The 14,303-nt window shown below is 63.3% G+C and carries 11 protein-coding genes and 1 pseudogene; 8 read left to right on the plus strand and 4 right to left on the minus strand.

Going from position 1 to position 14,303, the window contains the following annotated elements; all coding sequences use genetic code 11:
* The first annotated feature begins 130 nt into the window (after window positions 1-130).
* From AABE10_RS25915 to AABE10_RS25925, 3 genes are all read left to right on the plus strand, one after another.
* Window positions 131-1,246: a glycosyltransferase gene (locus AABE10_RS25915; RefSeq protein WP_342936073.1), complete on the plus strand. Its 1,116-nt coding sequence runs from the start codon at window positions 131-133 to the stop codon at window positions 1,244-1,246.
* A 299-nt stretch (window positions 1,247-1,545) separates the two neighbouring features.
* Window positions 1,546-2,532: a helix-turn-helix domain-containing protein gene (locus tag AABE10_RS25920; RefSeq protein ID WP_342936074.1), complete on the plus strand. Its 987-nt coding sequence runs from the start codon at window positions 1,546-1,548 to the stop codon at window positions 2,530-2,532.
* A gap of 125 nt (window positions 2,533-2,657) precedes the next feature.
* A complete protein-coding gene (locus tag AABE10_RS25925; RefSeq protein WP_342936075.1) occupies window positions 2,658-3,236 on the plus strand; it encodes a DUF4337 domain-containing protein in 579 nt (192 codons plus the stop codon).
* A gap of 15 nt (window positions 3,237-3,251) precedes the next feature.
* Here AABE10_RS25925 and prpR read toward each other — a convergent pair whose 3' ends face one another.
* Window positions 3,252-5,204 (minus strand): propionate catabolism operon regulatory protein PrpR, encoded by a 1,953-nt coding sequence (gene prpR / locus AABE10_RS25930; RefSeq protein ID WP_342936076.1) that lies wholly within the window; start codon window positions 5,202-5,204, stop codon window positions 3,252-3,254.
* 187 nt (window positions 5,205-5,391) lie between these two features.
* Here prpR and prpB point away from each other — a divergent pair, with 187 nt between their 5' ends.
* The 4 genes from prpB to prpF all read left to right on the plus strand — a co-directional run bounded on the left by prpB (window position 5,392) and on the right by prpF (window position 11,529).
* Window positions 5,392-6,285, plus strand: coding sequence for a methylisocitrate lyase (prpB, locus tag AABE10_RS25935; RefSeq protein WP_342936077.1), 894 nt, complete (start codon window positions 5,392-5,394; stop codon window positions 6,283-6,285).
* A 20-nt stretch (window positions 6,286-6,305) separates the two neighbouring features.
* Window positions 6,306-7,475 carry a bifunctional 2-methylcitrate synthase/citrate synthase gene (gene prpC / locus AABE10_RS25940; protein WP_342936078.1) on the plus strand — a complete coding sequence of 390 codons (1,170 nt, stop codon included), beginning with the start codon at window positions 6,306-6,308 and terminating at the stop codon, window positions 7,473-7,475.
* A gap of 203 nt (window positions 7,476-7,678) precedes the next feature.
* Window positions 7,679-10,276 (plus strand): Fe/S-dependent 2-methylisocitrate dehydratase AcnD, encoded by a 2,598-nt coding sequence (gene acnD / locus AABE10_RS25945; RefSeq protein ID WP_342936079.1) that lies wholly within the window; start codon window positions 7,679-7,681, stop codon window positions 10,274-10,276.
* Between the two features lie 68 nt (window positions 10,277-10,344).
* Window positions 10,345-11,529 carry a 2-methylaconitate cis-trans isomerase PrpF gene (gene prpF / locus AABE10_RS25950; protein WP_342936080.1) on the plus strand — a complete coding sequence of 395 codons (1,185 nt, stop codon included), beginning with the start codon at window positions 10,345-10,347 and terminating at the stop codon, window positions 11,527-11,529.
* A gap of 103 nt (window positions 11,530-11,632) precedes the next feature.
* Here prpF and AABE10_RS25955 read toward each other — a convergent pair whose 3' ends face one another.
* The 3 genes and pseudogenes from AABE10_RS25955 to AABE10_RS25965 all read right to left on the minus strand — a co-directional run.
* Window positions 11,633-12,103: an MFS transporter gene (locus tag AABE10_RS25955; protein ID WP_342936081.1), complete on the minus strand. Its 471-nt coding sequence runs from the start codon at window positions 12,101-12,103 to the stop codon at window positions 11,633-11,635.
* Window positions 12,022-12,954, minus strand: a complete 933-nt coding sequence (locus AABE10_RS25960) for an MFS transporter (RefSeq protein ID WP_342936082.1) — start codon at window positions 12,952-12,954, stop codon at window positions 12,022-12,024. The genes AABE10_RS25955 and AABE10_RS25960 overlap by 82 nt, the downstream gene beginning before the upstream one ends.
* 50 nt (window positions 12,955-13,004) lie before the next feature.
* Window positions 13,005-13,490 (minus strand): annotated as a pseudogene (locus AABE10_RS25965) (dihydrodipicolinate synthase family protein); the annotation flags it as partial.
* Between the two features lie 16 nt (window positions 13,491-13,506).
* Here AABE10_RS25965 and AABE10_RS25970 point away from each other — a divergent pair.
* A complete protein-coding gene (locus AABE10_RS25970) occupies window positions 13,507-14,019 on the plus strand; it encodes a hypothetical protein (RefSeq protein ID WP_342936083.1) in 513 nt (170 codons plus the stop codon).
* Window positions 14,020-14,303: the final 284 nt, after the last annotated feature.

Consider the following 14,303-nt stretch of genomic DNA (forward strand, 5'->3'; position numbering starts at 1 on the left):
ACCGTCATTGAACACACCAATTGACGGTCGATCAACGGAACCGTACGCTGCACAGAGAACAGAAAGCAATTGACGATTTGCCATCGGGGCCCTGTTCCGTCGTACACAACACTTATTCAAACGGTGACAAGTGCGGATATTACAGGTCGTACATGCGCCACGTCTGTCTGGTGCCGAGATTCTCGCGAAGGGTCTTGCAATCCAGCATAGGGAGGGTGGCCACGAAGTCTGCATCGCGTCGATGCTGCCTCAACTTGCGGACTTCGATCACAGCCGCAGCGAGCTGGCGGCCGCGGACGTGCTGTGCGATTTTCCCGATGCATATCTGGGCAGGATGGGGCGCCTGATGCATCTGTGGCGCTGCATCAAGCAGTTCCGGCCCGACATCATCATCGCTCACGCAACGCTTGCGGCGCTCTACGTGCGTCTTCTTCCGTATGCCGCGCCCGTCGTCTATGTGATGCACTCCGGCTCCAATGACTTCGAGGACCCTAAGCTGAAATGGGCCGAGCGTTTTCTGTCGCGTCGAGCCAGAGCGGTCGTCGGCGTCTCGCAGCAGAATACGCACGACTATCTGCGCGAATTCGGACCGCATCCGCTCGTGACCGTGATCCCTAACGGCGTCGACCTGTCGCGCTTCCAGTTCGTGGCTTCCGCATTGAATCTGGCCGATCACAGCACGGCAAAACAGATCGTGCAGCTGGGACGCTACGTTCACGACAAGGGGCAACTCGAAACGATCGAAGCGTTCGATGGCGTGCTGCAACAGGAACCCGAAGCGCGCCTGCTGCTGTGCGGCGTCATCGAAGACAAGGCTTATCACGAGACAGCGATGAATCTCGTGGACCGCAAGAACCTGAACGAGCGCGTCTCGTTGTGCGGCCCCGCGACGAATGTCGCCGCGATCCTGCAAGCGTCGCATGTGTTTGCGATGCCTTCTCACAGAGAGGCACATAGCATTGGCTTTCTCGAAGCGCTGGCATCGGGTATTCCCGTCGTCGCAAGCCGCATTGCAGCGTTCGAATTCGCCCGCGAATTTCCGGGTGTCTCGCTCGTCGACACGATGAAACCTTCCGCGTATGCGCGCGCGCTGGTTCACGCAATGCACACGCCTCGCGCATATCGCCCACTGGACGGCTATACGTTGCGCGACACGGCCGAGAGCTATCTGAAAGTCGCGCAGGCTATTTTCGAATCGAGCGGCATTTCGTCGATGTCGAACTGGAACAGAAACCAGTCGACGTGACAATCGACATCGTTGCGGGAACAATACCGGCCCGCCAATCGTTTTGCTCTTGCATTCACGCTGCCCCTGTTGCCGAATCGGACGCATCAGCCGATGCGCGTGAAAGTTCTTTGACGATACTTGTCGCGCTGCGTGCGCCGGCCCACATTCGCTTTGCGATTTATCAAGGCAGCATTGGAGGTTAGCGGGAGAACTGGAGCCTTCCATACATTCGGTGACGCGTGCATCGTCTGGAATGCTTCCCGTCGACGTCAGGGTATCCGGAGTTTTGGGCCAGTTCATTGAGGTTGAGGAAGAACATGTCCATGCGTCCGCGTCAAAGACTCGATGCCAACGAATCGGAGGGGCCGGACGGGAAACTGCTGCGCACGCGTCATGTCGCCGTCGTGCTGTTCGAGGGATTCGATCTGTTGAGCGCAAGCGTCATCGCCAATACGCTCGAACTGGCGAGCGAGCTGTCGTCGCGCAGTTCGATCCAGTGCGCGTATCGGGTCGCCGTGCTTGCGGCGCACGATGGACACGTCGGCAGTTCCGCGACGCTGCTCGTTTCCACGGAAGCATTCGATACACGCAGAGACTACGAATTCGACGCGATCTTCGCGATCGTCGGCGCGGAAACGGATCTCGACGACCGCTCGGAGCCGCTGACCGCCTGGATCAGCCGCGCCCGCGCGAAAGCGGCCGATGTGCGGCTGGTAGGCGCGCCGCTGCCTGGTCCCGACAGCCCCATTCGCGACGGGCCGCGCGCGACGCATCGCGAGTCATCGTGCAGCGCGGCGGGACACGCGAACGATTGCAAGAGGAAATCCCAAAGCCTTCACGAAGCGCTCACGGGCGCGCTGAAACTGATTCGCCGCGACATGGGCGACACGATGGCGAGGCGCGTCGCCGAGCATCTGTCGATCTGCTCGCAAGACGCGCTGAATGCGATATTCGAGGACGTCGTCGGCAGCACGCCCGCCGAAAAGGTGCGCGCGGCCGCGCACTGGCTACAGGACAACTGCCGCCGCCAGGTCACGATCGAAGACGCGGCGCAGGTGGCCGCGATGAGCGAGCGCAGTCTGCTGCGTCACTTCAGAAGCGAACTCGGCATGACGCCGTCCGACTATCTGATGAACGCGCGGCTTCAGGTCGTCTGCAATCTGCTGGTCGAAACCGATCTGCCCGTCGACAAAGTCGCGAAGCGCGCAGGCATGACGAGCGGCGATCATCTCGCGCGCAGCTTCCGGCGGCATATGAAAACATCGCCGACCGAGTATCGCGCGCAGCGCAAGGTGCAATACTGAGCGGCATGTGGCGTGCGCTCGACACGGCATCGACCGGACAGAAAAGAAAAGGCCGGACGCCTTTTTTGCGGGTGATACGCTGCGGTATGCTTGCGATTCTGCGTTTCTCCTGAGCCACGATCACGATGTCCGACGAATACGAAGTGCACGGCCCGCACGATCACGCGATCGAGCACCCCGGCTCCCATGGAAGCGACTCGGGCGCCTCTCGACTTGCCGTCATGACGGCGATCCTCGCGAGCGTCGGCGCAATCGCGTCATATCAAAGCGGCGCCAACGAAAACCTTGCGCTCTTCTACAAGAACGAAGCCGCGATACTCAAGACGGAAGCCGCGAACCAGTGGGCCTACTATCAGGCCAAGGGAGAAAAGCAGAATCTCGCCGAACTGGGCGCGGCGCTGAGCGATCCCGCATCGGCGGCGCACGCGAAGTTCATCACCGACGTGCAGCGCTACAAGACCGAAAAAGAGCCGATTCGCCAGCAGGCGGAATCGCTCGAAAAGCAGGTGAAAAAGGACAATGACGTCAGCGAGTCGCTGCAACATCAGCATCATCGCTGGGCGCAGGCGACCACGCTGATCCAGATCTCCATCGCGCTCGCCGCCATTACGCTGCTCACCAAAAAGAGCTGGCTTCAAAAGCTCACGATCGGCATGGCCGTCGTCGCAGTCGGTCTTTTCATCACCGCGTTGCTGGGCGTGTGAACGGTTCGCAGACGCTCATTGCGTCGTCGTGTTGAGCTTGCGCCACAACGTCGTCTTGCTGATGCCGAGTGTCTTGCACGCGGCATCGCGATCGCCGCCGCACGCCGCCAGCATCGCGCGTATTTCGTCGGCCTCGACATGGCGGCTGCGCTCGCGCAGCGTCAATGCGCCCTTCTTCTGCCGCCCCGACTGCACGAAGAGTTCAGGCGCAACCACCTCCAGCATCTCGCGTGTAAACGCAGGGCCTGCGTCGCCGTCCGCGTCGGCCAGCTCGACGGCGATCCGCTCAATCACGTTCTGCAATTCGCGCACGTTGCCCGGCCACGCGTAGCGGCACAAGGGCTCGCTGACGGGCGCGAGCACATGCGCCGCATCCTGCGAGCCGCGCACGCGCGCCGTCAGACGCGGCTCGCGCGCGGCTGCCTGCAACAGCAGTTCGGCGGCGAGCGGCATCACATCGGCCGCGCGCTCGCGCAGCGGCGGCAGCGCGATGCTCAGAATGTTGAGCCGATAGTAGAGATCCGCGCGGAACGTCCCGGCCTCGATCCCTTCCGTCAGCGCGCGATGCGTCGCGGCCACCACACGGATGTCGACGCGCGTCGGCTCCGTCGAGCCGAGCCGCACCACCTCGCGCTCCTGCAACACGCGCAGCAGCCGGCTTTGCAGCGGCAACGGCATCTCGCCGATCTCGTCGAGAAAGAGCGTGCCGCGATGCGCCGCTTCGATGAGCCCCGCCTTGCCGCCCTTGCGCGCGCCCGTGAACGCACCCTCGTCGTAGCCGAACAGCTCGCTTTCCAGCAGCGCTTCGGGAAACGCGCCGCAATTGATCGCGACGAACGCGAAGTCGCGCCGCGCGCTCAGATGATGCATGCTCTGCGCGACCATTTCCTTCCCGGTGCCGCTTTCGCCGAGTATCAACACGGTCGCATCGGACTTCGCGTAGCGTTGGACCAGCGTGCGCACGCGTTCGATCGACGCGCATTCGCCGACCAGATCATCGAGCCGGTAACGCGCGGTGAACTGCTGCGCGCGCTGGCGCGAACGCAGCGTGCGATCGAGCCGTTCGACCGCGCGCGATTCCTGAAACGTCAGCACCGTGCCCGCAGCGGGACCCGCGCCCGCGAGCGGTCCACGATGCACGACGTAGCTCGCGCCGCGCAGGGACACGAGCGTATCGCCGTCGGTATCGGGCAGCGCGCTCGCCAGATCGGGCGCGAGCTGTTGCAGCGGCACGCCGGCGGCGCTCGCGGCATCGATGCCGAGCACGCCCGCGAGCCGCTGATTGATTGCTTCGACGCGCCCTTGCGCATCGAGCGCGACGACACCGTCGCGCAAATGCTGCAACAGGTTGTCCAGGCGCTGACGGCGCACGCCTTCCGCGCGCGTCGCCTGCGCGACTTCGAGCGCCGTGTCGAACGCCGCGCGCACCGACGTGCGCGAATAGAGGAACACGGCACCCATGCCCGCGCGCTCCGCGAGATCGGTCACATGGCCCGGCCCGACGACGGCATCGACGCCGCGCTCGTGCAGTTCGCGCACGCATTGCTCCGCGTCTTCCGTCGAGCGGTAAGACGCGAAAATCACGTCGATGCCATACGCGGCCGTGAAGCGCTTGACCTCGTCGGGCGTCTCGCCGTGCGTGACGAGCGCCACCGAATCGCCGTCGCGTCTCGCGCGCGCGAGCGCCTGCATCACATCGAAGCCCGTCGGCGTGATGACCACCACGGGCACGTTGACGCGCGCCTTCAGATACGCGCCATTCGAGCCGCCCGCCACGATCACGTCGGGACGCTCGACGCCTGCCGCGTCGATCTCCTGCATCGCATCGCCGAAACCGCGCGCGACGATCCGCACGTCGGCGCGGCCCGCATACTCGCTCGCGATATCGACGAACAGATCGCGCAGACGGCTGATGCCCATCGCCCAGATGCGCGGACGGGAATGGGAGGCGGCGGAAGGCGTGTTCATGACGGGCTCGGCGCGGATCGTGTTGTTCGTCCATTATATGTTTCACAACAGAAACGCCAAATTCCATTTCTGAAACGCGGCCGCGAGACCGTTCGGACGCGCGCACCGCAAAATCAGAGACTTAGCGGCGCGGCCCCGCATGGCACGCTGTTTGCGAATACAGGCCCGCTAATAACGGAGCCTCAAATTGAACTCAGCCAAACAACCCGCTAGCGCCGGCGCCGCGTTCCGCCAGGCCGTCGCAGAAGGACAACCGCTGCAGGTCGTCGGCGCAATCACCGCGTATGCCGCGAAGATGGCCGAAGCCGTCGGCTTCAAGGCCGTGTATCTGTCGGGCGGCGGCGTGGCCGCGAACTCGCTCGGCATTCCCGACCTGGGCATCAGCACGATGGACGACGTTCTGACGGACGCCCGCCGCATCACCGACGCGACGAACCTGCCTCTGCTCGTCGATATCGACACCGGCTGGGGCGGCGCCTTCAACATCGCGCGCACGGTCCGCTCGTTCATCAAGGCGGGCGTCGCGGCCGTTCACCTGGAAGACCAGGTCGGCCAGAAGCGCTGCGGCCACCGGCCGAACAAGGAAGTCGTCGCGAAGGAAGAAATGGTGGACCGCGTGAAGGCCGCCGTCGATGCGCGCACCGACGATCAGTTCGTCATCATGGCCCGCACCGACGCAGCCGCCGCCGAAGGCCTCGACGCTGCGATCGAGCGCGCCGTCGCCTATGTCGAAGCGGGCGCGGACATGATCTTCCCCGAAGCGATGAATACGCTCGACGACTATCGCCGCTTCAAGGCCGCCGTGAAGGTGCCGATTCTCGCGAACCTGACCGAGTTCGGCTCGACGCCGTTCTTCACGACGACGGAACTGCGCGAAGCGAACGTCGACATCGCGCTGTACTGCTGCGGCGCGTATCGCGCGATGAACGCGGCGGCGCTCAATTTCTACGAGACGGTGATGCGCGACGGCACGCAAAAAGCGGCCGTGCCGACGATGCAAACGCGCAACGATCTCTATAAGTACCTTGGCTATCACGCGTACGAGGACAAGCTCGACGCGCTGTTCGCCGCGAACAAGTAATGGCATCTGGAGGAAGACACATGAGCGAAGCAGACAACAACACACCGAGCGCAGGCGCGTTCAAGCCGAAGAAATCCGTCGCGCTGTCGGGCGTGACGGCGGGCAACACCGCGCTGTGCACGGTCGGCAAGACGGGCAACGACCTGCACTATCGCGGCTACGACATTCTCGACATCGCGGGCGCCTGCGAATTCGAAGAGGTCGCGTATCTGCTGGTGCACGGCAAGTTGCCGAACGTCGCCGAACTCGCCGCGTACAAAACGAAGCTCAAGGCATTGCGCGGCCTGCCCGCGAACGTGAAGGCCGTGCTCGAATGGATTCCCGCCGCAGCGCACCCGATGGACGTGATGCGCACGGGCGTCTCCGCGCTGGGCACGGTGCTGCCGGAGAAGGACGATCACAACATAGCAGGCGCGCGCGACATCGCCGACCGGCTGATGGCCTCGCTCGGCTCGATGCTGCTGTACTGGTATCACTACTCGCACAACGGCAAGCGGATCGAAGTCGAAACCGACGACGATTCGATCGGCGGCCACTTCCTGCATCTGCTGCATGGCGTGGAGCCGTCGAAGTCGTGGGTGGACACGATGCACGTATCGCTGAACCTGTACGCGGAGCACGAATTCAACGCATCGACGTTCACGGGCCGCGTGATCGCGGGCACGGGCTCGGATATGTATTCGGCGATCACGGGCGCGATCGGCGCGCTGCGCGGGCCGAAGCATGGCGGCGCGAACGAGGCCGCATTCGAGATCCAGTCGCGCTATCAGACGCCCGATGAAGCGGAAGCGGACATCCGCCGCCGCGTCGACAACAAGGAAGTCGTGATCGGCTTCGGGCATCCCGTCTACACGATCTCCGATCCGCGCAACAAGGTCATCAAGGACGTGGCGAAGAAGCTGTCGAAGGAAGCGTCGAACATGAAGATGTTCGATATCGCCGAGCGGCTGGAAACAGTGATGTGGGACGTCAAGAAGATGTTCCCGAACCTCGACTGGTTCAGCGCGGTGTCGTATCACATGATGGGCGTGCCGACGGCAATGTTCACGCCGCTGTTCGTGATTTCGCGCACGTCCGGCTGGGCCGCGCACATCATCGAGCAACGCATCGACAACAAGATCATTCGGCCGAGCGCGAATTACACGGGTCCGGACGATCTGCCGTTCGTGCCGCTCGCGAAGCGCGCCTGATAGATGAGCTGACTTCTGTATCGCTGCGCGAGAGCTGCGATGCACTTGGGCCTTGGCTCGTCATACCCGCGAGCCAAGGCTGCTTTTTACGCAGCATGCTTTACTGCGCGAGCCGTCCACCGACGCGCTAAACTGCGCGAGAAGACCTCAAAGGAGCGTTCAGCGCCAGACGCTTCCGATTACTACCGCAGTGTCCCTACGTCATGAATACCGAATACCGCAAACCGCTGCCCGGCACCTCGCTGGATTACTTCGACACGCGCGCCGCCATCGACGCGATCCAGCCGGGCGCCTACGACAAGCTGCCGTACACGTCGCGCGTTCACGCCGAAAATCTCGTGCGACGCTGCGATCCGGCGACGCTCACCGCTTCGCTCACGCAGATCATCGAGCGCAAGCGCGAGCTGGATTTTCCGTGGTTTCCGGCGCGCGTCGTGTGCCATGACATTCTGGGGCAGACGGCGCTCGTCGATCTCGCGGGCTTGCGCGATGCTATCGCCGATCAGGGCGGCGACCCCGCGAAGGTGAACCCCGTCGTCCCCGTGCAGTTGATCGTCGATCACTCGCTGGCCGTCGAATGCGGCGGCTTCGACCCCGATGCGTTCGCGAAGAACCGCGCGATCGAAGACCGGCGCAACGAAGACCGCTTCGACTTCATCAACTGGACGAAGAAGGCGTTCAAGAACGTCGACGTGATTCCGCCGGGCAACGGCATCATGCACCAGATCAATCTGGAGCGGATGTCGCCTGTGATTCATGCCGTCGATGGCGTCGCGTATCCCGACACACTCGTCGGCACCGACAGCCACACGCCGCACGTCGATGCGCTCGGCGTCATCGCCGTCGGTGTCGGCGGCCTGGAGGCGGAGAACGTGATGCTGGGCCGCGCGTCGTGGATGCGCCTGCCCGATATCGTCGGCGTCGAGCTGTCCGGCAAGCGCCAGCCGGGCATCACGGCCACCGACATCGTGCTTGCGCTGACGGAATTCCTGCGCAAGGAAAAAGTGGTCGGTGCGTATCTCGAGTTTCGCGGTGAAGGCGCGTCGAGCCTCACGCTCGGCGATCGCGCGACGATCTCCAACATGGCGCCCGAATACGGCGCGACGGCTGCGATGTTCTTCATCGACGAGCAGACTGTCGACTATCTGCGCCTGACGGGCCGCGACGACGCGCAAGTGAAGCTCGTCGAAACGTATGCGAAAACGGCGGGCCTGTGGGCCGATTCGCTGAAAAACGCCGAATATGAGCGTGTGCTCAGGTTCGATCTGTCGACGGTCGTGCGCAACATGGCAGGCCCTTCGAATCCGCACAAGCGCCTGCCCACTTCGGATCTCGCCGAACGCGGCATCGCGGGCAAGTGGGACGATGTGCCGGGCCAGATGCCCGATGGCGCCGTTATCATCGCCGCGATCACGAGCTGCACGAACACGAGCAATCCGCGCAATGTGATCGCAGCGGCCCTGCTCGCGCGCAACGCGAATGCGCGCGGCCTGACGCGCAAGCCGTGGGTGAAGTCGTCGCTTGCGCCGGGGTCGAAGGCGGTCGAACTGTATTTGCAGGAAGCCGATCTGCTGCCCGATCTGGAAAAGCTCGGCTTCGGCATCGTCGCGTTTGCGTGCACGACGTGCAACGGCATGTCGGGCGCACTCGATCCGAAGATCCAGCAGGAGATCATCGACCGCGATCTGTACGCGACGGCCGTGCTGTCGGGCAACCGCAACTTCGATGGCCGCATTCATCCGTATGCGAAGCAGGCGTTTCTCGCGTCGCCGCCGCTCGTCGTCGCGTATGCGATTGCGGGCACGATCCGCTTCGATATCGAACGCGATTCGCTCGGCACCGACCAGAACGGCAAGCCCGTTTATCTGAAGGACATCTGGCCGAGCGACGAAGAGATCGACGCGATCGTCAAAGAGAGCGTGAAGCCCGAGCAGTTCCGCAAGGTGTACGAGCCGATGTTCGCGCTGACGGCCGCGAGCAGCGAGCCGCTCAGCCCGCTGTACGACTGGCGCGCGCAAAGCACGTACATTCGCCGTCCGCCGTACTGGGAAGGCGCGCTCGCGGGCGAGCGCACGCTGAAGGGCATGCGCCCGCTCGCCGTGCTCGGAGACAACATCACGACCGATCACCTGTCGCCGTCGAACGCGATTCTCGCTAACAGCGCAGCAGGCGAATACCTCGCGAAGATGGGCCTGCCCGAAGAGGACTTCAACTCGTACGCGACGCATCGCGGCGATCACCTCACTGCGCAGCGCGCGACCTTCGCGAACCCGACGCTGATCAACGAAATGGCTGTCGTCGATGGCCAGGTGAAGAAAGGATCGCTCGCGCGCATCGAGCCGGAAGGCAAGGTCACGCGCATGTGGGAAGCCATCGAAACCTACATGGACCGCAAGCAGCCGCTGATCATCGTCGCGGGCGCGGACTACGGCCAGGGCTCGTCGCGCGACTGGGCCGCGAAGGGCGTGCGGCTTGCGGGCGTCGAAGCGATCGTCGCGGAAGGCTTCGAGCGCATTCACCGCACGAACCTCATCGGCATGGGCGTGCTGCCGCTCGAGTTCAAGCCGGGCGTCAACCGGCTCGCGCTTGGCATCGACGGCACGGAAACGTATGACGTGATCGGCGAACGCAAGCCGCGTGCGGACCTCACGCTCGTGATTCACCGCACGAACGGCGAGCGCGTCGAAGTGCCCGTCACTTGCCGTCTCGACACGGCGGAAGAAGTGTCGATCTACGAAGCGGGCGGCGTGCTGCAACGCTTCGCGCAAGACTTCCTGGAGTCGTCGAAGGCAGCGGCCTGACGCGCACTGTTCGTTCATGCATGGGCGGTGCGCGTTGTACCGCCCTCGTCTCATCAGGACCACAACACATGGCACACGCACCCCAGATCAGGATTCCCGCGACGTATATGCGCGGCGGCACCAGCAAAGGCGTGTTCTTTCGCCTGAAGGACTTGCCCGAAGCAGCACAGGTGCCCGGCGCGGCGCGCGACGCATTGCTGCTGCGCGTGATCGGCAGCCCCGATCCGTATGGCAAGCAGATCGACGGCATGGGCGGCGCGACGTCGAGCACCAGCAAGACGGTGATCGTCGCGAAGAGCAGCAGGCCGGATCACGATGTCGACTATCTCTTCGGACAGGTGTCGATCGACAAGGCGTTCGTCGACTGGAGCGGCAATTGCGGCAACCTGTCGGCGGCCGTGGGGCCGTTTTCGATCAGCGGCGGCCTCATCGATCCGGACCGCGTGCCGGACAACGGCATCGCGATCGTGCGCATCTGGCAGGCGAACATCGGCAAAACGATCATCGCGCACGTGCCCATGACCAACGGCGCGGTGCAGGAAACGGGTGACTTCGAACTCGACGGCGTGACGTTCCCCGCCGCCGAAGTGCAGCTCGAATTCATGGACCCCGCCGCCGAAGAAGAAGGCGCGGAAGGCGCGATGTTCCCGACGGGCAACGTCGTCGACGATCTGGACGTGCCCGGCGTCGGCACGCTCAAGGCAACGATGATCAACGCGGGCATCCCGACCATCTTCGTGAACGCGGACGCGATCGGCTACACGGGCACGGAGCTACAGGACGCGATCAACAGCGACGATGCGGCGCTCAAGAAGTTCGAGACGATTCGCGCGCATGGCGCGCTGCGCATGGGCCTGATCAAGAGTCTCGATGAAATCGCGAAGCGCCAGCACACGCCGAAAGTCGCGTTCGTTGCGCGGCCAACAGGTTATACGGCGTCGAGCGGCAAGCGCGTGGAAGCGGGTGACGTCGATCTGCTCGTGCGCGCGATGTCGATGGGCAAGCTGCATCACGCGATGATGGGCACGGCGGCCGTCGCGATTGCCACGGCGGCGGCGATTCCCGGCACGCTCGTGAATCTCGCGGCAGGCGGCGGCGAGCGCAACGCCGTGCGTTTCGGTCATCCGTCGGGGACGCTGCGGGTCGGCGCCCAGGCGTCTCAGGCCAATGGCGAGTGGACGGTCAAGAAGGCCGTGATGAGCCGCAGCGCGCGCGTGTTGATGGAGGGTTGGGTGCGAGTGCCGTCCGAGTGATGTAGCGTTGTTTGCGCCTTGCCGTCATGCATGCGGCAGATCGAACGACGAGTGACGTCGAATATAACGACTAACGCGGCCACTCGTCGTTCAAACCGTAGAATCAACCAGCGCTTCTCTCCATCATGCCATCCGCCACAGTCCGCCGCGCCATGAACCAGTAGAACAGCGCGGCACATCCCGCAATCGCCCCGCCAATCACGAATGCAAGCGAGTAAGACCCCGTGCGATCGACGATGAACCCTGCTGCAACGGGCGAAAACGCGCCGCCAAAATAACCGCCGAAGTTCTGGATCGCGCTGACGGAAGCGACCATCGACGAAGGCGCGATATCCGCCGCAAGCGCCCACGCATTGCCGATCGTCGCCGCGATGAACGCGAGACCGACCGTCATCAGCACGAGTGTCGTCGTAATGGATTGCGTGAACGGCAGTGCAATGGCGCAAGCCGCCGCGCCCAGCGACGAGCAGACGATGATGATGCGCTTCGCGCTCATCGCGGATGCGACGCCGCGATCGACCAGCTTCGCCGCAATCCAGCCCGCGACGATCTCACCCGCTGCGCCGCGAACCACGGAATGCTCGCGTACACGCCGAGTTGCGTGAGCGAGATGTGAAAGCGGTCGAGCAGATACAGCGGCAGGAACACCAGAAACAGATTCCACAACCAGATCGCGCAGAAGTACCCGAGAATCATCCCCCACACGCTGCGATGCCCGAACAGCGAGCGCCACTTGATCGCCGAAGTCGCGAGCGACCGCTCATGTCCGCCGCCGCCCGCTTCGATATACGCGAACTCTTCACGCGGAAGCCGCTTGCTCTGCATCGGATTGCGATAGAGGAACAGAAACAGAATCGCGAATGCGATGCCCACCGCGCCCGTCACGTGAAAGAGCGAGCGCCAGCCGAACGCGATCATCAGCCCGACGAGAATAGCGGGCGCAAGCGCCGGCCCCCATTTCGACGACGAGTCCCAGATGCCCGTCGCGAAGCCGCGTTCTTTGTCGGGGAACCACGCGGCCGTGATCTTTGCCGACGTAGGCCAGCAAGGCGCCTCGCCGACGGCTAACAGCGCGCGCATCACGATCAGGCCCGAGATCGATCCGACCACGCCCGTCAGCCATGTCGCGACGCTCCACCAGATCATTCCGATCGCATACGCTTTCTTTGCGCCAAAACGATCAATGATCCAGCCCGCGGGCAACTGCATCACGGCATACGTCCACGCGAACACGGTGCCGAGCAGACCGATCTGCGTGCGCGTGAGGCCGAGATCGTGAATCATGCCGGGCGCTGCAATCGAAAGACTGGCGCGATCCAGATAGTTGATGATGCCGCCGATCAGCAACCAGATCAGCACGCGCCAGCGGAAATTCATGCCTGTCGTTGTGGCCGGCGCGGACGCCGCAATCAGCTTTCCATCCATTCTGTCTCCTCGTCTGTTTGTGTGTTGTGAATTGCGGCCTGGCTATACGTTCACTTCCCCCACCGCAGCACCAGCGGATCGAGCCGCCGCGCGATATCGATCAGTTCGGCGCGCATGGCGGGATGCATCGGCGGCAGCGGATGGCGCGGGCTCTCGCAAGCGATCACGCCGCCTTCCTTCATCAGCGCCTTCGCTGCTAGCAGGCCCGCCTGCCGGTTCTCGTGATTGATCAGCGGCAGCCAGCGCTGATAATGCGCGAAGGCGTCGTCGCGCCTGCCTTCGCGGAAGGCCTCGAGGATCGGGCGGATGCCGTCCGGATAGCCGCCGCCCGTCATCGAACCCGTCGCGCCCGCGTTGAGATCCGCGAACAGCGTGATCGCTTCTTCGCCGTCCCATGGCCCTTCGACTGCTTCGCCCGCGAGGCGGATCAGTTCGCGCAGCTTCGCGGCCGCACCCGGCGTTTCGATCTTGAAGTACGACACGTGCTCGATCTCGAGCGCCATCCGCGCAAGAAACGCGGCCGACAGCACGGTTCCCCGCTGGGAGAAGGCCATGCAACTCAGAATATTTGCGACGCTATGCGGCGTGCTGCTCGCTTCGACGACCGCCATTGCGCAAGAGACGCATATCGCCGCATTCGATGCACCAGCGAGCGGAAACAGGTACACGCAGCAGTACATCCTTGAAGTCGGTGATGTGCCCGAGCACAAGCTACGGCTATACGAGTTAGTGCGCAGTTACGGTGGCAAAGATCAGACAATCGAGGGCATTGTTCTCAAAGAAGCCGTCATCCGTGCCACGAGCGACCTGACTGACCTGAATGGGCTCGGACGCAGCTATGTGGAATATAGGATGGAAAATGGCGACAAGATCTTTGCGCGTGGATATTTTCTTAACCACAAACTGCCCGACAGCAACCGCCTGAAGAATCTCACAGAGCTGGATATCACGGGTGGCACTGGCAAATTCCGCGGCATTCGAGGCATCGTGCGCGCGGAAACACTTTCGGACTCGAAAGCCTTCAACCAGAACCACACCGAATTTGAATACTGGTTCGAGAAGTAGTTTTACGGGGATTGCTTCAAGTCGCGAAAGCCTTGGCGTATTCGAAGTCCGCTCTGTTTCGACTCCCGCCCGACGCGGCCGATCAACGGCTGAACGCGCCGGCCGTGCTATGTCGGACCGGGTTCGGGCCAATAGGAGTCGTCCGTTGGAACCTTTAAGCGGACGCCGCAATGGCGCATCTAGGCCGACAGCAGTCGTCACGCCAAAGGCCTCATCGGCGATTCGACGCCGCGCGCGATGATATCGCGCTCGGCCAGCGGTCGAATTCCTCAGCGCCCAAAAAG

This window comes from Paraburkholderia diazotrophica (genome assembly GCF_038900755.1).
Classification (GTDB): domain Bacteria; phylum Pseudomonadota; class Gammaproteobacteria; order Burkholderiales; family Burkholderiaceae; genus Paraburkholderia; species Paraburkholderia diazotrophica_A.